The sequence below is a fragment of the Mesorhizobium sp. M7A.T.Ca.US.000.02.2.1 genome, assembly GCF_003996995.1.
GTDB lineage: Bacteria > Pseudomonadota > Alphaproteobacteria > Rhizobiales > Rhizobiaceae > Mesorhizobium.
This window is the reverse complement of the sequence record NZ_RZTT01000082.1, coordinates 1-18106: the sequence shown is the minus strand read 5'-3', so window position 1 is coordinate 18106 and position 18106 is coordinate 1. Positions and strand designations below refer to the sequence as shown.

The window sequence follows — 18106 nt, the reverse complement described above, 5'->3', positions numbered from 1 at the left end:
TCAGCGTGCCGGTCCCCCGGCCGACCCCTCCCGAAAGGCTGGTTCCTCCGATCACCACCGCCGCGATCGCGTCCAGTTCATAGGCAATGCCGGCCTGCGGCAGCGCGGAGCCGGTGCGGGCGCTGAGCAGCATTCCGGCGAGGCCGGCAAGACCGCCGGAGATGACATAGACGACGAACTGAATGCGGGTCGTGTTGATGCCCGAGGTCCTGGCGGCGTGAGGGTTGCCGCCAACGGCATAGATGTAACGGCCGAAGCGGGTCCGGTTGAGGATCCACCAGGAGACGGCGAACACCACCACCAGAATGATGACCGGTGTGGGCAAGCCAAGGACGTCGCCCGTGCCGATCCAGCGAAAGGCCGGCGTCAGCGCGGGAACAGGTCGGCCGCCGCCATAGATCAGCGTCAGTCCGCGTGCCGCCGACAGCATGCCGAGCGTCGCCACGAAGGCCGGCACGGAAAACCGCGACACAATCACGCCGGAGACGGCGCCGCAGGCAACGCCGACGAGCAGGCCGATGCCGAGGCCGAAGACGACCGGATAGGGCGCGCCGGCAATCCCGGCGGTGGCGGACGTGGTGACGAAGCTGGCGCTGATGAGGCCGGCCAGCGCGACAACGGAACCGACAGAGAGGTCGATGCCGCGCGTGAGGATCACGAACGTCATGCCGATGGCGAGGACACCGTTGATCGAGGTCTGCAACAGAACGTTCGAGATGTTGCCGGCGGTCAAAAAGAACTCGTTGGAAACCGACAGCACGGTCGCCAGGATAAGGAACGCAAGGAAGATGCCGTATTCCTGGATCAGCATCCGGCGCTGCTCCGAACCGAGCCAGCCATTCGTATTCTGCTTGTCGCCAACCGACATTACTGACTCCTCTGCTGCCGCACGGGCACCCAGTCCTTGCTCATGTTGAAAGGTGGACGAGTGATTGGGCATCCGTTTCCTCCCGGCTGTAGATGCCGGCGCTTCGGCCGGCGCGCATCACCATGATCCGATCCGACATGCCCAGAACCTCGTCGATTTCCGACGAGATCATGACCACCGTGCCGCCGGCAGCGGCGAAGTCGCAGATGATCCGATAGATTTCACGCTTGGCGCCCACGTCGACGCCGCGGGTCGGCTCGTCCAGAAGAAGGACCTTCGGATTTCGAAGGAACCATTTGCCCAGCACCACCTTCTGCTGGTTGCCGCCTGAAAGGCCGGAAACCGGCATCGTGTCGCGCGCCGCCTTGATCTGAAACCGCTCCTGCATCTGCTGGCTTGCCTGCGCCTCCCGGGCGCGATCCATGGCAAAGGCAGGGCTCATTTCCGGCAGGCTCGCCATGCAAATGTTGGCACGAACGGAGGCGCTCGGATTGAGGCCGGTCAGCTTGCGGTCCTCGGTGACCAGTGCCAGCCCATGCGCCATGGCATCCGATGGCTTCGAAACGGCTATCTTCACTCCGTCGACCGAGACGCTTCCCGCCGAAGGCTTGTCGAGCCCGAACAGACAATTGAAGATCTCCGTCCGTCCGGCGCCCATCAGGCCGTAGATGCCGAAGATCTCGCCCTTGCGCACGGAGAAGGAGATATCCTCGATTCTGTTGGGGCAACTCAGCCCGGCAACTTCGAGGCCGGTTTCCAAGGTGGGTGCGTTGGTCTTGATGTATTCTTCCGACAGCTCGCGGCCGACGATCATGCGAATGAGACCGGGTCGGTCGATGTCGGCCAGCGTCCCGCTGCCGACATAGGCCCCGTCGCGAAAGACCGTGTAGGAATCGGCGATCTGGAAGATCTCCGACAGCCGGTGGGAAACATAGACGATGCCGCGGCCCTGGGCCTGCAGGCGGCGGATCGCGGCAAAGAGGTGCTGCGCCTCGCGTTCGCCGATCGCCGATGTCGGCTCATCCATGAAGATGACCTCGGCGTCGTGACTGAGCGCCTTGGCGATCTCGACGAGCTGCATCTGCGCGACGGAGAGGTTCATCATGTATTGCGTGGCTCGGATATCGAATTCGAGATCGTTCAGCAACTTTTGCGCGGACCGGTTCATCGCGCGGAAATCGATGCCTCCGAACCGCGCGGAAGGCTCGCGGCCAAGATAGATGTTCTCCGCGACCGTCATGTGAGGGACAGGGCTGAGTTCCTGTTCGATGATGGCAATGCCCGAGGCCAATGCGTCGGCCGGGCCTCCGAATTCCACGTCCTTGCCACGGCGGCGGATTGTGCCGGCATCACGCTTGTAGATGCCCATCAGTATCTTGAGAAAGGTCGACTTGCCCGCGCCGTTGCCGCCGCAGAGTGCGTGAACCGTGCCGGCGCGAAGTTGAAAGCGGCCTTCGCGCAAGGCTGCGACGCCGCCGAAGGATTTCTTCAGCCCTTCTACTTCGAGCAGAAATTCCAATTTTTTCTCCTCCCACGGATGCTCGACACCCCTCCCTGGCGCGAGCCGATCGACAGAAGAATTGCTACTCCCTGTCGATTTTTACAATAGTCGATTAGCGCTCGACAAATGTCAATCTGGGCAGGTGAATTTATCTTAGTTGCTCGGGCGTGGACCGTGGTTCGAATTCCCGATGAATGCCTAGCCCAGAAAGCCAAGCCCCGTCCCGCACCGGCGCCATGGCGGAGGGACACCAAACGAGGGAGGGAGCCTATGAAAATTACTACCCGCACCGACAGGGCGGGAAAGCCGCTTCTGGACGTGATTGCAGCGCATCTGGCCGCAAGACCGCATCACGCGGACGGATCTCATTGAGCCAGTTTTGCCGAGGTGTTGCAGAGGGCCGCGCAATGGCGTTGATAGCGATTGACTATCAGAGAGGGGCAAGGGGAAGGCTTCAGAAGGGCAAACACACTGGCGTCTATAGAGGCGTTAGCCTGCTTGGAGAATGCCAGACCATCGAAGGCCGAACTAAGCCTAAGAATAGCCCTCGCCTGCCCCGCCTATTCTCGCAAGCCGCTCTCGCCGCATCGGCGAATACCGGTCGGATTACCAATGAACGACAGGATTGGGGCCAAGACCGGACGGTCCGCTCCCCGATCGGAACTGCGGTAAGCTGCCGAGCAATAGATTTCAAACTGACCCACTACCCGTAGCCCATTCGCCTTGCGGTTTGAGTCGAGACCTGAAAGGATCGAAGCGAGCCAGATGCGAGAGCACACCTTTGGCTGTGGGAGCACACCAGCGTGGTGACCACTCGACCGGAGCGGCGCTTGGCGGCCATTATGGCCGCCGACATCGTCGGTTACTCGCGCCTCATGGAGGCCGACGAGGCGGCGACGCTCGGGAGCGATCAAGGCGCTCCGGGCGGAGGTGATCGATCCACTACTCAACGAGCATAAGGGACGCGTCGTCAAGCTCATGGGCGATGGCGCCCTGGTTGAGTTCCACTCCGTCGTCGATGCCGTTGCTTGCGCCGTGGCCATTCAGACCAGCGTCGCCGCGCATCAGATCGAGGCACCTGCCGAGCGTCGCGTAGTATTTCGTATCGGCATCAATCTCGGCGACGTGGTGGTCGAAGGCGATGATCTCTTCGGCGACGGCGTGAACGTGGCGGCGCGCCTTGAGCAGCTTTGCCCGCCGGGCGGCGTTCTCATCTCGGGCACCGCCTACGATCACATGAAGGGCAAGCTCAGCCTGCCAATCGACTTTGCCGGCGCTCAAAAGGTCAAGAATATCGCCGAGCCGGTTCGCACCTACAGCGTCAGAATGCAAGGGGCAATGCGTGGATTCGAGAAATCGCCACCTCGATCAAGCCCTCAAGAGCGCGCAGCCGTCGTGAGAGCAACCTGATGTGCCGTCTCTGAGTCATCCGTTTGGCTTCGTCGGGATCGGGCACACCTACTTCCGCTTTCAAAGGAAGAAGGCGAGATGGACATTTGGGACCTTTGTAGGTATACAATAGCGTATAATTCCTGTCATAATCTGGAGCGCCGATGGCTTCTGAAAATCAAACGAACTACGACGTGGCCTATGCATCACTCAAGCGTGACATCCTCGCAGGTAGCTATCGGCCGGGCGTGTCCATCTCCATCGGCGAGGTCGAGAAACGTCTGGGGATGAGTCGTACGCCGATCAGAGTTGCGTTGCAGCGTCTTTCTGAAGAAAATTTGCTGGAGGTGCTGCCGCGCCAGGGCTTCCGCGTGCCCCTGATTTCGCGAAAGGAACTGTGGGACATCCAAGAGGTTCTTGCCGGCCTCGAATTGCTCGCGATCGACGTGATCCACGAGCGCTGTTCCCAGGAGCTGCTTCAATCCCTCGTGGTCGCCGTCGCCAAGATGCGGAAGGCGAACGAGATGGACGACCTGAAGCGGTGGTCCGAAGCGGACGCGGAATTCCATGGCGCATTGCTGGGACTGAGCGGCAACGAAGTCCTAATCAAATGCGCCAACCAGTTCCTCGAACAGATGTGGCGCGTACGGACCATAACCCGCACGTTTAGGCCAACTCCGGTGCCTTCGACGGAAGCTCACGGGGCCCTCGTCGACGCCCTTCTCAAAGGAGATCTGCTGTTGGCGCGATCCATACATAAACAACAGCGCCGTCGTAGCGCCAAGGAAATTGACGAGATCGTGGAGCGCCTCGAAACCAGCATGATGTAAGGACCTGAAGGCGCATTGGCCGCCGAATCGAGTCCTGAGCAAGCATTGCCTTGGCCACCAGCGCTCTGACCATCCATCTCCCTTGAGGGGATTCGGATGGCCGAGAGCTAGGCTTGGGAGGCCCATAGGAATGCATGACCAGCCTCCCTGCCGGACAAAGATAGCGGTCTCCAAGAACTGTTGGATCGGAGTAAGCGGAAGGCAGCAACAAGATAGAGACTACGCACATTGCGTATACGCTGTTGGCGTAGTACGGTCATCGTCTGAGCGGAAGGGATGACGTGAACGAGAATGAGAAGCTTGCGCGAGATGTGAAAGCCTGGCGGGCGAAGGGGGGATTCACTGCTGAAAGTGCAGCCAAGGTGTTGGGAATACCGAAACGAACATACGAAGGCATAGAGCAAGGCCGAGGTTTCCCGTACCCGATACTCCTACGCGTTGCTCTCGAAAGCAAATCCCTTTCGCTTCAGGCGATGATAGAGGCCTCTCCGCATGCGGAAAAGCGGCGGTAGAGGACTGGAAGGAGGCATTAGTGGCCCGGCCATTCAAGGATGACACTTACCCCGGCGTTTCGTCGCGCCTCAAAAACGGAAAAACAGTCTATCGTTATCGTGCAAAGGGAATGCCCGAAATCCGCCTTCCCGGTCAGCCCGGCGATCCGGAATTCGAGGCTGCCTATGAAAGGGCAACGCAAGGCCAGGGCCTGAAGGCAATTATTATCGACCTCCCCGGTCGGGCGTTGCCAAAAACGTTCGGTCATGCTGCGCGGCGACTTGAAGCGACGATGGAATGGCTGGACTTTGACGAAGCTACGCAACGGAAAAATGCCCGGCTTATTGAACGCTTCCTCCGGATGCAGGTCGATCCTGCCTATCCGCTGACTTGGCGCGATACGCCAGTAGAACATCTCGACGCCGACCATCTGCGCGCGATTATCGAAAGCGTCTTTGCCGCCAACCGGACGGTTGCCAAGCACCTGCTGGTCGCGATCAAGAAGCTCCTGTGGGTGGGGATCGAAGTTGAGAAATGGATCAAACCACAGGACGATCCCTCACTGTCGATCCGCGTCCGCATTCCTAAATCGACCGCCAATCCCGCGTGGCCGGTCCCCATTCGTGAAAAGTTCGAGGCGCGCCATCCGATCGGCTCCCCGCCGCGCACCTGTTACGCGCTCGCCTTCTGGCTCGGCAACCGACGCGGCGATATCGCCTCGTTGGAATGGGACGATTTGGTCTTCGAGGAGATCGAACTGTTCGATGGCTCTCTGGAGATGATCGAGGCCTTCGATTTCCGGCAGAAGAAGAACCGCAACCGTCACGGCGGGCGCGAGATGTTCATCCCAATCGTCGACAAACTGGCGCAAGCGTTGGCGCCGCTCGATCGTTCGGAAGGCGGGACGGTACTGAAGAATGCCTATGGGCATCCATTCGCCGAAAAGAGCCTCACCGGCATGATGGCACATTGGAACAAGCAGGCAGGCATTCCGGAGGGCTACACTCTGCACGGGCTCCGCCGCACCTTCGGCACGTATCTCGCCGAATGCAACATCCAAGCGCGCGCCATCATGGAGGCGATGGGGCATTCTTCCATGACGGTGACGGACGAATATGTCCGAGAGGCAAACAAGAAGCGAATGGCTGTCGACATAGCCCGCGCCATCAACGAGCGTGAGGCCAAACGCGATGCGATGAAGCAGCGAGCGGCCCTGCGCGTCGTCAAGTAAGCCAATCAACCGACCGTGCGCAGGATGGCATATCAACCGACCTTTCTCTTTGGGCCCATAATGGGCCCAAAACGTTTTGGGCCGAGGCATATTTTTATCAATAAAATCAATGGTTATGGTGGGCCCGGAGGGACTCGAACCCCCAACCAAGCGGTTATGAGCCGCCGGCTCTAACCATTGAGCTACAGGCCCCACGCGGGCTGGATTAATGTTTTTCGCATCGCGGCACAAGGCTTTCCCGACGGGCTTCCGCAGATCGCCCAAATCAACCCATAATCGCGCTCTACGCGACCCCATGCGACTTGATCGCAGACCAAGGAGATTTTCATGACCAGACATCTTTTGCCTCTCGCGCTCGCCACTGCAATCGCTTTTCCGGCGATGGCTGGAGCCGCCGATCTGCCGACGCCGCCCCGCATCATCGTGTCGGGCGAAGGCGAAGCAACCGTAGCCCCCGATCTGGCGGTCCTGACGCTGAGCGTCATGCGCGAGGCCAAAACCGCGCGCGCCGCGCTCGATGCCAACAATGACGCCATGGCCGCCGTGATCGCGGCGATGAAGTCCGCCGGCATCAAGGACCGCGATCTGCAGACCGCTGGCATCCAGATCAACCCGCGCTACAACTACACCAACAAGCCGGACGGCAGTCAGGAAGCCGAACTCGTCGCCTACCAGGTGACCAACACGCTTTCGGTGCGGGTGCGCGACGTCGACAAGACAGGCGAGATCCTCGACAAGGCGGTGTCGCTAGGCGTCAACCAGGGCGGCGGCATTGCCTTCACCAATGACAACCCGGCAGCTACGGTCACCGAGGCGCGCAAGAAGGCGGTCGCCGACGCCATGGCCAAGGCCAAGACGCTGGCCGAAGCCGCCGGCGTCAGCCTGGGCCGGGTGCTCGAGATCACAGACCAGAACATCAGGCCGGCGCCGATGCCGATCAATGCCAAAGCCTTCGATGCCGCGGCCGGCGCGGCTCCGGTACAGGCCGGTGAGAACGCCTACAATGTGCAGGTCACCGTCACCTTCGAGCTGAAATAAGCGGCTCTGAAGATCCGTGGCTGAGCCTGGCCACGGCAATCATCAACCAATAGCGTGCATGAAAAAACCCGCGGGATTGCTCCCGCGGGTTTTTTCGAGCCACACCCTTCAAACGGAAAGGGGCTCGGCTAGTCCAGACCAATCTTCGCAGAAGATTGTGTCTCCCGGCTGATCTTCGTAGAAGATCATGCCGCCGGCTGATCCTTGCAGAGGATCATGCCTCTTGATCGGCCAAACCCGAGCTTAGCGATAGATGACCGGGCAGCCGCGCTCATTGGCGAACACCACCACGACACGGTCGCCATCCTGGCGGCCCGCCACTTTTACCGTACGAGGGTTGACGTCGACGATCCGGACGCGGTGGAGGCCCATGCGTTCGGCCTTGTCGAGGGCGCGGTCCGGCGAGCAGCCACGGCGCCAGTTGCCACGGCGCTCGTCACGGCGATGGCGATAACCGTCGTCACCGGTATAGACGCCGAAACGCGGATCGTTGTTGTTGCCGAAGCCGAGATAGAGGCTGTCGGCGTGAGCGGGAACGGCCGCCAGCGTGCCGAGACCGACCAGGGCCGAAAGGGCTGCCGTCTTGATCGTGTTGAACATCGTCTTCTCTCCTTTTTGCGGGCCTTCGCCCGTCCTCGTGAACCGATGGTGGGAGAATGCGCCTGCCTGTCTGAACTCTTTACGAACCTGCCGTTCATCTCCGGTTCATATGGCGGGAAAAGGAAAGTTCCCGCCATTCGCCGTCGTCCCCAGCCCTCGGTGAAGGCCAGAACGCCTGACTCGGCGCCCGGTTCCGACCCCGCGGATTGGCCGAATGTCTTCAAACGCGAGGCTCTTGCTCACCGCCGCTGGTCCTACGGCTCCTCGTCCAGTACATAGTCAAAATAGTCTTCCGGCTCGGCAAGATCGGTTTCGCTCGCCTTGACCCGGCCGCGCATCGAGATGCCGGCTTCATGCACGGTCTCGGCGCTGCCCGACACCAGCCGGTGCCACCAGTAGAGGTCGCGGCCCTCGGCCACCAGCCGATAGGCACAGGTGCTGGGCAGCCAACTGATGGTTCGCACATTCTGTGGCGTCAGCCCGACGCAGTCGGGAACGCGCGCCAGCCGGTTGACGTAGTCCGAACAGCGGCAGGTCTCGGCATCGAACAGCCGACAGCCGACGCTGGTCCAGTATATCTCGCCGGTGTCCTCGTCCTCAAGCTTCGAAAGGCAGCATTTACCGCAGCCGTCGCACAGCGATTCCCACTCGGCCGGGCTCATCGCCTCCAGCGCCTTGGTTTTCCAGAATGGCGTTTCCATTTCCGGGATGTGGCCCCAGCCGCGGGCAAGGTCAAGCGCGGCAATGGTCGCAATTGCGGCTATCGCCAGGTGAATGACATGAAGTTGCCTTCAAAAGGTCGGTCAATCGCCCCGTACGGCCTCTATCCGTGCCAGACTGGAACCAATCGGCACAAGATCGGTTTCGGCAAGGATGGGACCCCACAAGGAGAATTTCGATGAAACGCCAACCACGGATTCTGGCAGGCACGGCACTCGGCCTGCTTATGGCATCCGCGCCGTTGGGCGCGTTCCCGCTTCAGGGAAGTGTCGCGTCCGGCCTTGCCCAGCGCACGGCAGCCCCATTCATCCTGGCGCAAGCAGCATGCGCCGAAGGCGAAGCCTGCGCACAACAGCAGCAGGCGGAACCCGAACAGAAGCGCGAGCGCAAGAAGGCCGAGCCTGAACAGCAGGCCGCGCCTGCCCAGAGCGAACAGCCCGCCGAGGAGCAGCAGCCACGCCGGAAGAAGCGCGACCAGCAGCAGCAGGCTGAGCAGGCGCCGGCCGAACAGGCCGCTCCGGCCGAGGAACAGCAGCCGCGCAGGAAGAAGCGCGACCAGCAGCAGCAAACCGAGCAGGCGCCGGCCGAACAGGCCGCGCCAGCCGAGGAACAGCAGCCGCGCAGGAAAAAGCGCGACCAGCAGCAACAGACCGAACAGGCGCCGGCCGAACAGGCCGCGCCAGCCGAGGAACAGCAGCCGCGCAGGAAGCGCGACCAGCAGCAGCAGACCGAGCAGGCGCCGGCCGAACAGGCAGCGCCAGCCGAGGAACAGCAGCCGCGCAGGAAGAAGCGCGACCAGCAGCAGCAAACCGAGCAGGCTCCGGCCAACCAGGCGGAACCGGCCAACGACAATCAGCCCGGCGAGCAGGCCAAGCCGCGCAAGAAGAACAGGCAGGACCAGCAGGCCCAACCTGAAGTCGCCCCGGCACCGAAAGAGGCTCCCGCTGGAGAGGCGACGGCCCCTGCCGGCGAACAGCCCGCGGCCCAGGGCGAGCAGCCCCAGGACACGACGAAGAAGCGTGTCAGGAAACCTGTTGGCGAGCAGCCGGCCACAGCCGAACAGCCAGCCACCGGCGAACAACCGGCCAATGGTCAGACGGCAGCACCGGCACAGGGCGAAAACCCGGTGCAAGGCGAAGCACCGGCCGATCCAAACGCCGCTCCCATCCTGGACAGCCAGAAGGACGCCGAGCGCAGGGGCGGCCGCAAGCAGGGCGACAAGATCGTCCCCCAGGATGGCGAGCAGCAGAATGGCGGGCAAAATGCCCAGCAAGGTGGCGATCAGGGCCGCAAGCCGGTGGCTGCTCCCATCGACCAAGGTCCGCCGCCCACCGACGACAGGGCCGCACAACAGGAGATCAAGCCCGAGAAGATCGCGCCGGTGACCGAGGAAAAGGGCACGCGCGTAGAGCGTGCGCCCGATGAGAACGTCCGTGACCGCCGGCGTCCGAAAGGCGTCGACGTCGTCAGGGAACTCGGCGACCGCGTCATCCTGCAGTTCAACAACCAGACATTCGTCGAGAGCAATGACGCCCCGCGCATGGCCCGCGGCGCCAGGAACGTCTACTATGAGGATCTGTCGGGCGACCGCACCCGGGAAATCGTCGAGCGTGACAACGGTGTTCAGATCGTCACCATCCGCAATCGCTATGGCGACGTGATCCAGCGTTCGCGCATTGCGCCGGATGGACGCGAATATGTGCTGAGCTATGTCGATGAGCGGCACTATGAGGACGACAGCGACTGGCGCGATCCCGGCGATGATCTGCCGCCGATGCGGCTGACAATCCCGCGCGAGGAGTACATTCTGGACTCCGAGGATGTCGAAGATCCGGACGACTACTACACCTTCCTCGAACAGCCACCGGTGGAGAAGGTCCAGCGCCTCTACTCGATCGACGAGGTCAAACGTTCGGCCCGCGTGCGCGACATCGCACGGCGCGTCGATCTCGACACGCTCAACTTCGAATTCGGCTCGGCCTCGATCTCCGACACCGAGGTGCAGAAGCTCGAGGGCGTCGCCACCGCAATGGAGAAGCTGTTGAAGAAGAATCCGGCCGAGACCTTCCTGATCGAAGGTCACACCGACGCCGTCGGCACACCGGAGGCTAACCTGGCTCTTTCCGATCGCCGCGCAGAATCGGTGGCCGAGGCTCTGACCAACGCCTTCGGCATCCCGCCGGAGAACCTGACGACACAGGGCTATGGCGAGGAGTATCTGAAGGTCAATACGTCGGCGCCGAACCGCGAGAACCGGCGCGTCGGCATTCGCCGCATCACCTCGCTGGTGGCACCTGTGGCCAACAACAATTAGGTCATGATTTCAAAATCATGTCCCGGTTTGTGGAATCGGCACGAGAAGCATCCATCCCCGGCACCGCCGGGGATGGATGGATGTGACGGGTTCAACAAGAATTGTACGGGCATTAGACACGGCTCATTGAATCGTGGGCCCAGCCACCCCAGATTCGGTGCTGGGCGTTCCCTGCCCCGTCCCGACTCCAGCGGGACGCATTGAACCCCGCCGGACCTTGTTCGGCGGGGTTTTTTGTCTTGCAAACGGTGGCGGCGTGGCCGAATACGACCATTGTCTGAGAGATAACCAGCCGGAATCATCCCGTGAAGCGTCTCGAACTCGCCATCGAATCGATCATTCTCGCTTCACGCTGGTTGCTCGTCGTTTTCTATATCGGCCTGGCCCTGGCATTGGCCGTCTATGCGCTGTCATTCGGCAAGAAGCTTTATGAGTTCATTACCCTGGCGTTCACGCTCGGTGACACCGACACTATCCTCAAGATGCTCGGCCTGATCGATGCCACACTGGTTGCCTCGCTGGTGGTGATGGTCATCATCTCGGGCTACGAGAACTTCGTCAGCCGCTTCGACGACCAGGAGGGTGGCGTGCACTGGCTGGGCACCATCGATGTCGGCTCGCTGAAGGTCAAGGTTGCCTCGACCATCGTCGCCATCTCGTCCATCCACCTTTTGCAGGTGTTTTTGAACTCGTCGACCTACACGACCGACCAGCTGATGTGGCTGACCATCATCCATCTCGCCTTCGTCGCCTCGGCCCTCATGCTCGCCTATATCGACCGGCTGATGGGCCTCGGCAAAGGCAAGAAGGATGAGGCGTAAGCAAGCGCCTGCCGGACCTTGAATCACCCCGGCAGGGTTGGCGCCCTATCGCTTTGTTTGAACGAGGCTTTGCCGTGGCTCAGCCACGGCGGACGGCTTAGCTCGACGCTCACAATGACGCGGATCTAGTAGATACTCTTGATCTTGCTGTCCGTGCGGGCAAACACCTCGTCAGGGACAAAAAAGTCACCGGCCAGAGGCCCCGTCGCAGCTGGCGCATAGGCTGAAAAGTCACTGACGCCCTCGGCGCGCAGCACCTCCTCGTCGATGTAGAAATTACCTGTTGTCTCGCGCGCCGGGCGCATGAAGATGGCATGCGCGGCGTCGGCCATGATGTCGGGCAAACGGCTCATCGCCGCCACCGTCGCGCCGCCGAGCAGATTGCGCACCGCCGCCGTGTCGATGGTCGAGATCGGCCACAGTGAATTGACAGCGATGCCGTCCTTGGCGAACTCCGCACTCATGCCCAGCGTGCACATCGACATGCCGAACTTGGCCATGGTGTAGGCGACGTGATTCCTGAACCACTTGGCCTTCATGTCGAGCGGCGGCGCCAGATTCAGGATGTGAGCATTTTGCGCCAACTTCAGGTGAGGAATGCACATTTTCGAGACCAGGAAGGTACCGCGCGTGTTGATCTGATGCATCAGATCGTAGCGCTTCATGTCGGTCTCGAGCGTGCCGGTGAGTTGGATGGCGCTGGCATTGTTGACGCAGATGTCGATGCCGCCGAATTTTTCCACGGTCCTGGCGACCGCCTCGGCCACCTGCGCCTCCTCGCGGATGTCGCACAAAACAGGCAGCGCCTTGCCGCCAGCCTGCTCGATCTCTTCGGCAGCGCTATAAATCGTGCCCGGCAGCTTCGGATGCGGTTCGGCGGTCTTGGCTGCGATCGTCACATTGGCGCCGTCGCGCGCCGCGCGCAGCGCGATCGCCAGCCCGATGCCGCGCGACCCGCCGGAGATGAACAGCGTCTTTCCCTTGAGCGACATTTCCTTGCGCCTCCCTTGCAACACAACAGGCGCAAACCTTTGCGCGGCGGGCGACCGCAGCGCAAGACCCGACACGCTGGACACCGCGTTACGCAGCGTAGGGTTTATGACTAAACCAGCACCAGCCCTTGGCGCATCGCAATGGCAATCGCGTCGGTGCGGTTGGCGGCGCCGAGCTTGATCAGGATTGCAGCGACATGGAACTTCGCGGTGTGCACCGAAATGTTCAGCCGCCGCGCAATCACCTTGTTTGGAGCGCCCTCGGCCAGCAGCGCCAACACTTCCGCCTCACGCGGCGACAGCGAAGGCCGGGCGGCATGCTCGTCGGAGGCCTCCTCCTCGAACGGCTCGCCATCGCCGGCACGGAAATCCTCATCGCGTCCGCTTCCGCGCTCGCCCGAGACGCGATAGCCGGCCGCGGCCAGCCGCGCCGCCGCGGCGATCAACAAATCCTCCGCGCCAGCGGACATCACGGCCAGCACCTCACCGGCGGGCCGCTCGCCGCCAGCGCGTCCGGTCAGCAGCACCCGTGGAATGAGGGCCGGCACGCCATCACCAATGCTGTCGTCAACGATGGCGACGTCGGCTCTTCCACCGCCGGCCACGACCGGCAGCAGGTCATCGCTCGCGGCCAGCGAGGCCGCCAGGCGCTCGGCGCGTGACGCATCGCCAAGCGCAATCAGCACCACCAGCCGCCGCGAGACGGCACCGTCATGCATGATCCTGTCGCTGGTGAGCGTGTCCATGGATGCCTCAGCTCAGTGGCTTTTCGCCGATTGTCAGCACGACATCGCGCTGTTCGCCGCCGCGCACGACACCGAGCGTCACCGAAGCGCCGGCACTGTCGGGTCCGAGCCTGCAGATCAGGTCCCGCGGGCCGTGCACCGCCTCACCGTTCCACGCCACGATGATATCGCCAAGAGAGAGACCGGCGGCCTTCGCGGGACCATCGTCATCGAGACTCATCACCATCGCGCCCTGCGCGTCGCGGTCGCGTACCGGATGCAAGCCGGCGCCGAGATAGCCGCGCGCGACATGGCCCTTTTCGCGCAAGGTCGCGACCGCCCGCTCGATCGTCTCGTAAGGCATGACCAGCGCCCGGTGGCGCGGTCCAAACAACAGCATGCCGATCAGCGCACCCTTGGCGTCGAGAACCGGGCCGCCCTCGAAACGGCCGCCGGCGCCGACGGCAAGATTGATGCGCCGGTCGATGGTGCCGCCGCGCATCGAGCGCCAGGCCGGGCCGACTTCGCCCACCGAGCCCGAAATAGCCAAAGCCGAACCGTCGCTGCTGCCGATGGCAATGGCGATGTTGCCCGGCCGCACCGCATCGGCCTTGGCCAGCGGCGCGGCGCTGACGGCCTCCGCCGGCTTCAGCAGGGCAACACCGGTCGAAGGGTCGCGGCCAACCAGCTCGGCCTTCACCGTTTCCCCCGAGGCCAACACCAGATCGATCTCCTCGCCGGCCTCGACAGCCTCTTCAGCGGTGACGAAATAGCCGTCACGCCAGTGGAAGGCGCTTGCCGTGCGGTGATGATGCGTAGCGAATCCAGCCGTTGCCGGCGCGGCCTTGGCGGCGAGATCGGCGACGGCTTGCGAAAACGCGCTCAGATTGAAATCGCTCATTAATGGTCTCCTGGGTTCATCCATGCCCCAGATATCGCTCGACAGCGCGTCCGCGGGTACTCGCCTGACGGCTAGTTGCCGGTTTGACTGGCCATCTGGTCAGGTCGCTGCGGTTCCAGCCGCTCCGCACATATAGTCACGATCAAGCCTGAACACACGGAGCCCTCCCATGGCCCTCGCCGCCGCCAAATTCCAAACCGATGATACGCTGCTCGACGCCTATTCGACTACGGTTGCCGACGCTGTCGACCGCATCGGTCCGGCCGTCTGCCGCATCGAGCGCGTTGGCGGTCAGGGCGGCCATGGCTCCGGCTTCGTCATTGCGCCGGACGGGCTGGTGGTCACCAACTTCCATGTCGTCGGCGATGCCAGGACAGTACGCGTCTCGATGCCGGACGGCGCCTCGAGAGAGGGTCGTGTTCTTGGCCGCGATCCCGACACCGACATCGCGCTGGTGCGCGCCGACGGCAGCTTTGCCGACGTCGCACCGCTGGGCGATTCCAAACGGCTGCGGCGCGGCCAGATCGCCATTGCAATCGGCAACCCGCTCGGTTTCGAATGGACCGTCACCTCCGGCGTCGTCTCCGCGCTCGGCCGCTCGATGCGCGCCTCCACCGGCCGGCTGATCGACGACGTCATCCAGACCGACGCAGCGCTCAATCCCGGCAATTCCGGCGGACCGCTGGTATCGTCGGCCGGCGAGGTCATCGGCGTAAACACCGCCATGATCCATGGCGCGCAAGGCATCGCCTTCGCGGTTGCCTCCAACACCGCCAATTTCGTCATTTCGGAGATCATCCGCTTCGGCCGCGTGCGCCGCGCCTTCATCGGCGTCTCGGCCGACACCGTCAATCTGCCGAGACGCGCCGCGCTCCTGTCGCAAGTGTCGACGAATACCGCGGTGCGGCTGCGCAGCGTCGAGAAGGATGGCCCGGCGGCCAAGGCCGGCTTGAAGGAGGGCGATATCATCGCCGCAATAGACGGCCGCCCGGTCACCGGCGTCGACGACCTGGTGCGCGTGCTCGACGCCGAGCGCATCGGCCGCGAGACACAATGCACCGTGGTGCGCCGCACCGGCGTCAGCCAGGTGACGGTGACGCCGGTGGCGCGAAGCTAGTGCATGTCGCCCAGAAGTGTGCCGCGGTTCTGGGAACGAAGGCTTTAAGGCCGCCGTTGCTCAATCCCCCTTCGAGGGAGCAACGGGGACATAGGCTCCCTTCAGGAGAGCTACGAGTTGCGCCTGATGATGCGTGCCTGTCTTGTCGAAGATACGACCAAGATACGTGCTGGCCGTGCGATAGGTGATGTTGGCGCTTGTCGCCGCCACACCAAGGCTATCCCCCGATACCAATGCCGCTGCCAATCGCGCCTCGGCCGGCGAGAGGTCGAAAAGGCCCGTCAGGATGGTCGGCGAAGGCACCAGATTCGTCGGGTTGAGAGCCGTGGCTGCGATCAGTATGTCGGCGCCTGAGAGAAGTTCGTGCGCCAGACGGCGAAGAGGGATGAGGTGAACGATCATGGCCTCGCTATTCTCGCTTGGCGCTATGGGCACGGAGCGACCCGACGCAGCGTCACCAGTCCCGCTTGCAATCGCCTGCTGAAACAACTTGTTTGCCTTGGCATCGGCAAGGGCGAGCCCATCACGGGCCGTCGGCACGAACACAAGGGGCAGAGCGTCAAGCAGTTGATTGGTCGCCACAACGCGTCCCCTGCTCGTCATCACCGCGGCCGGCAGGCCGATCGCCCCAAGCGCCGTAGTCGTAGCGCGCGCTCGTTCCAGCCGCAGGCGCGCACCAATCAGGCCGGCGCGCGCCAAATGTGGCCTCATGCGGTTGAGCTGGTCCAATTCGTCTCGGGATGGCCGATCATTGGTCAGCCAACGCTCCATCGTAAACAACAGAACTTCGCCTGTAGGCAGGGATATGAACGTACCGACTTCGCCACCGATTCCCAATGGCAGCGTCCGGTCGAGCCGCGTCCGATTGTTCTCGAGCGCCTCCTTGGGGAAGTAATCCGCGTCGTAGACGAATTCCGAGGGTGGGGGCAGCGTCAGCAGGAGTTGGGAGACACTGCTGCTCTTGACCCCGCCTTCCGCAGAGATGCCCTCCAGTATCGGCCGGACCAGGTCCGACGCGATGAGCATCGGGTCCAGCCGATCATCGAATAAACCCATACCGCCTCCGGCCGAGTTCGACAGTTCGCTCAACCTGTCGAAGACGTCTGGCCATAAATCGGGGACGAACGCCGCTTCATAAATTCGATCGACAAGATCTTCGGTCATTCAATGGTCCGCTCGCCACCTGCACTCGCATGATTGCATCGCACATCTGCTCAGAAATCAAACCTTTCCCGGCTTGGCATTACCGGATGATCATAAATTGCGTAGGAAACAGCCAACACGAAAACATCGTTCAGGTGCCCACAGCCCCCTCCGCGTACTGCGCCAGAAACGCCTCGCTGGGCGGAATCGGCTTGATGACGTCGACCAGCACGCCATTGGGATCCCGCGTGATGAAATGGCGCTGGCCGAAAGGTTCGTCGCGTAGAGAGCGCAGGATCGGCAGCCCGGCCGCGACGATCCGTTCATAGACCGCATCCGGGTCCCTCACCTCGAAGTTGATCAGCAGGCCCGACGCGCGGCCTCGCCCCTCTTCCGGGAGCGTCTCATGATCGCCCTGGACGATGCCGAGATTGACACTCTTCTGTCCTCCACCGATTGCAGATGCACATACCAGTCGCTTTCGAATAGCGGCTGGAAGCGAAAATGCTCGATATAGAACGCCGCCGTGCCGGCGACGTCGCCGGTCATCAGCACCGGGTAATAGCTCGTCGTCCTCATCTTTCCTTCTCCCATCAATTAACATACAGTCTGCACGTAACTTCAGTTAACATACAGGCTGCATGTATGCAACGCGATTCCGCGCGTCGTTCCAACCGTGACCGCACCGAGGCGACGCGCGCCGACCTGATTGCCGCGGCACGAAAGCTGTTCACCGAAAAATCCTATGCCGAGACCAGCACGCCGGAGATCGTCGCTGCCGCCGGCGTGACGCGCGGCGCGCTCTATCATCACTTCGCCGACAAGCAGGCGCTGTTTGCCGCCGTGGTCGAGCAGGAGGCGATGGCGGTGGCTGAGGAGATCGAGCGCGCTTCGCCGCCATCGCTCAATGCCCGCGACGCGCTCATTGCCGGCTCCGACGCCTATCTCGCCGCGATGCGCGCACCCGGCCGCACGCGGCTGCTGCTGCTCGACGGCCCGGCCGTGCTTGGCCGCGCCGCCATGGACGCGATCGACAACCGCCACGGCAACCGTTCGCTGCGCGAAGGGCTGGTCGCGGCGATGCGGGCGCAGACGATGGCGAGATTGCCGGCCGACGCGCTGACCGCACTGCTCGGCTCCGCCTTCGATCGTGCCGCCTTGGCCATTGAGGCCGGTGCGTCAGTTCAGGACTACCGCGCCGTGCTCATGGCACTGATCGATGGCCTGTCTCTTCCTCAGGCACCTCGCCCGGTTCGAACTCGTTGAAGCAGCCGAGCTGGCGCTTGAACTGGTCGATCAGCCAGGCCGCCGCGGGCTTCGGGCTGCGATCGTTGCGGTGCATGGCAAACAGCGGCGAACTCACCTCCCTGAAGGATTCGAGGTCAATTTCGACCAGCCGGCCACTCGCCAGGTCGTCTGCTATC

Annotated in this window: 16 protein-coding genes, 1 tRNA gene and 3 pseudogenes; 8 read left to right on the top strand and 12 right to left on the bottom strand. The window is 62.6% G+C overall.

The window, feature by feature from the left end:
- Window positions 1–868, bottom strand: an 868-nt coding sequence (locus EOD15_RS10695; protein ID WP_127408474.1) for an ABC transporter permease, incomplete at its 3' end; no start/stop codon positions are given.
- A gap of 40 nt (window positions 869–908) precedes the next feature.
- On the bottom strand, window positions 909–2387 hold the full coding sequence (locus EOD15_RS10690) for a sugar ABC transporter ATP-binding protein (RefSeq protein ID WP_127318354.1): 1479 nt from the start codon (window positions 2385–2387) through the stop codon (window positions 909–911).
- Window positions 2388–3211: 824 nt separating this feature from the next.
- On the opposite strand from EOD15_RS10690, the pseudogene EOD15_RS10680 reads away from it, so the two are divergent.
- The 3 genes and pseudogenes from EOD15_RS10680 to EOD15_RS10665 form a co-directional block, all read left to right on the top strand.
- A pseudogene (locus tag EOD15_RS10680) lies at window positions 3212–3698 on the top strand (adenylate/guanylate cyclase domain-containing protein); the annotation flags it as partial.
- A gap of 224 nt (window positions 3699–3922) precedes the next feature.
- Window positions 3923–4588, top strand: a complete 666-nt coding sequence (locus EOD15_RS10675; protein ID WP_127318356.1) for a GntR family transcriptional regulator — start codon at window positions 3923–3925, stop codon at window positions 4586–4588.
- A 532-nt stretch (window positions 4589–5120) separates the two neighbouring features.
- Window positions 5121–6311, top strand: a complete 1191-nt coding sequence (locus EOD15_RS10665; protein WP_127318360.1) for a site-specific integrase — start codon at window positions 5121–5123, stop codon at window positions 6309–6311.
- Window positions 6312–6427: 116 nt separating this feature from the next.
- On the opposite strand, the gene EOD15_RS10660 is transcribed toward EOD15_RS10665, so the two are convergent.
- Window positions 6428–6503: transfer RNA gene (locus tag EOD15_RS10660), tRNA-Ile, on the bottom strand.
- 135 nt (window positions 6504–6638) lie between these two features.
- Here EOD15_RS10660 and EOD15_RS10655 point away from each other — a divergent pair.
- On the top strand, window positions 6639–7349 hold the full coding sequence (locus EOD15_RS10655) for an SIMPL domain-containing protein (RefSeq protein ID WP_127318362.1): 711 nt from the start codon (window positions 6639–6641) through the stop codon (window positions 7347–7349).
- A gap of 243 nt (window positions 7350–7592) precedes the next feature.
- On the opposite strand, the gene EOD15_RS10650 is transcribed toward EOD15_RS10655, so the two are convergent.
- The 3 genes from EOD15_RS10650 to EOD15_RS36700 form a co-directional block, all read right to left on the bottom strand.
- A complete protein-coding gene (locus tag EOD15_RS10650; protein WP_127318364.1) occupies window positions 7593–7949 on the bottom strand; it encodes a hypothetical protein in 357 nt (118 codons plus the stop codon).
- 254 nt (window positions 7950–8203) lie between these two features.
- Window positions 8204–8650 (bottom strand): YcgN family cysteine cluster protein, encoded by a 447-nt coding sequence (locus EOD15_RS10645; protein ID WP_127318366.1) that lies wholly within the window; start codon window positions 8648–8650, stop codon window positions 8204–8206.
- A gap of 122 nt (window positions 8651–8772) precedes the next feature.
- On the bottom strand, window positions 8773–9801 hold the full coding sequence (locus EOD15_RS36700) for a hypothetical protein (RefSeq protein WP_245463637.1): 1029 nt from the start codon (window positions 9799–9801) through the stop codon (window positions 8773–8775).
- Here EOD15_RS36700 and EOD15_RS36695 point away from each other — a divergent pair.
- Both EOD15_RS36695 and EOD15_RS10635 read left to right on the top strand, forming a co-directional pair.
- On the top strand, window positions 9796–10983 hold the full coding sequence (locus EOD15_RS36695) for an OmpA family protein (protein WP_245463636.1): 1188 nt from the start codon (window positions 9796–9798) through the stop codon (window positions 10981–10983). The genes EOD15_RS36700 and EOD15_RS36695 overlap by 6 nt on opposite strands.
- A 305-nt stretch (window positions 10984–11288) precedes the next feature.
- A complete protein-coding gene (locus EOD15_RS10635) occupies window positions 11289–11804 on the top strand; it encodes a TIGR00645 family protein (RefSeq protein WP_127318370.1) in 516 nt (171 codons plus the stop codon).
- Between the two features lie 125 nt (window positions 11805–11929).
- Here EOD15_RS10635 and EOD15_RS10630 read toward each other — a convergent pair whose 3' ends face one another.
- The 3 genes from EOD15_RS10630 to EOD15_RS10620 all read right to left on the bottom strand — a co-directional run bounded on the left by EOD15_RS10630 (window position 11930) and on the right by EOD15_RS10620 (window position 14422).
- The gene (locus tag EOD15_RS10630; RefSeq protein ID WP_127318372.1) at window positions 11930–12796 is read right to left on the bottom strand and encodes an NAD(P)-dependent oxidoreductase; all 867 of its coding nucleotides are present in this window, start codon (window positions 12794–12796) and stop codon (window positions 11930–11932) included.
- Between the two features lie 110 nt (window positions 12797–12906).
- Window positions 12907–13542, bottom strand: coding sequence for a helix-turn-helix transcriptional regulator (locus tag EOD15_RS10625; protein WP_127408473.1), 636 nt, complete (start codon window positions 13540–13542; stop codon window positions 12907–12909).
- Window positions 13543–13549: 7 nt separating this feature from the next.
- Window positions 13550–14422: a S1C family serine protease gene (locus EOD15_RS10620; RefSeq protein ID WP_127318376.1), complete on the bottom strand. Its 873-nt coding sequence runs from the start codon at window positions 14420–14422 to the stop codon at window positions 13550–13552.
- A gap of 169 nt (window positions 14423–14591) precedes the next feature.
- On the opposite strand from EOD15_RS10620, the gene EOD15_RS10615 reads away from it, so the two are divergent.
- Entirely contained in the window at window positions 14592–15539 is a 948-nt protein-coding gene (locus tag EOD15_RS10615; RefSeq protein ID WP_127318378.1) for a trypsin-like peptidase domain-containing protein, read from the top strand.
- 60 nt (window positions 15540–15599) lie between these two features.
- Here EOD15_RS10615 and EOD15_RS10610 read toward each other — a convergent pair whose 3' ends face one another.
- Complete coding sequence (locus EOD15_RS10610) at window positions 15600–16703, bottom strand: helix-turn-helix transcriptional regulator (RefSeq protein WP_127318380.1); 1104 nt, start codon at window positions 16701–16703, stop codon at window positions 15600–15602.
- A 130-nt stretch (window positions 16704–16833) separates the two neighbouring features.
- A pseudogene (locus EOD15_RS10605) lies at window positions 16834–17261 on the bottom strand (VOC family protein).
- Between the two features lie 66 nt (window positions 17262–17327).
- Here EOD15_RS10605 and EOD15_RS10600 point away from each other — a divergent pair.
- Window positions 17328–17948, top strand: coding sequence for a TetR/AcrR family transcriptional regulator (locus EOD15_RS10600; RefSeq protein WP_127318382.1), 621 nt, complete (start codon window positions 17328–17330; stop codon window positions 17946–17948).
- On the opposite strand, the pseudogene EOD15_RS36245 reads toward EOD15_RS10600, so the two are convergent.
- Window positions 17887–18106 (bottom strand): annotated as a pseudogene (locus EOD15_RS36245) (substrate-binding domain-containing protein); the annotation flags it as partial. The gene EOD15_RS10600 and the pseudogene EOD15_RS36245 overlap by 62 nt on opposite strands.

Excerpts from the sequence above, each read along its gene's own strand:
- EOD15_RS10630 (WP_127318372.1), bottom strand. The coding sequence starts at position 12,796 with ATGTCGCTCAAGGGAAAGACGCTGTTCATCTCCGGCGGGTCGCGCGGC.
- EOD15_RS10645 (WP_127318366.1), bottom strand. The coding sequence starts at position 8,650 with ATGGAAACGCCATTCTGGAAAACCAAGGCGCTGGAGGCGATGAGCCCG.
- EOD15_RS10655 (WP_127318362.1), top strand. The coding sequence starts at position 6,639 with ATGACCAGACATCTTTTGCCTCTCGCGCTCGCCACTGCAATCGCTTTT.
- EOD15_RS10675 (WP_127318356.1), top strand. The coding sequence starts at position 3,923 with ATGGCTTCTGAAAATCAAACGAACTACGACGTGGCCTATGCATCACTC.
- EOD15_RS10615 (WP_127318378.1), top strand. The coding sequence starts at position 14,592 with ATGGCCCTCGCCGCCGCCAAATTCCAAACCGATGATACGCTGCTCGAC.
- EOD15_RS10610 (WP_127318380.1), bottom strand. The coding sequence starts at position 16,703 with ATGACCGAAGATCTTGTCGATCGAATTTATGAAGCGGCGTTCGTCCCC.
- EOD15_RS10650 (WP_127318364.1), bottom strand. The coding sequence starts at position 7,949 with ATGTTCAACACGATCAAGACGGCAGCCCTTTCGGCCCTGGTCGGTCTC.
- EOD15_RS10600 (WP_127318382.1), top strand. The coding sequence starts at position 17,328 with ATGCAACGCGATTCCGCGCGTCGTTCCAACCGTGACCGCACCGAGGCG.
- EOD15_RS10625 (WP_127408473.1), bottom strand. The coding sequence starts at position 13,542 with ATGGACACGCTCACCAGCGACAGGATCATGCATGACGGTGCCGTCTCG.
- EOD15_RS10620 (WP_127318376.1), bottom strand. The coding sequence starts at position 14,422 with ATGAGCGATTTCAATCTGAGCGCGTTTTCGCAAGCCGTCGCCGATCTC.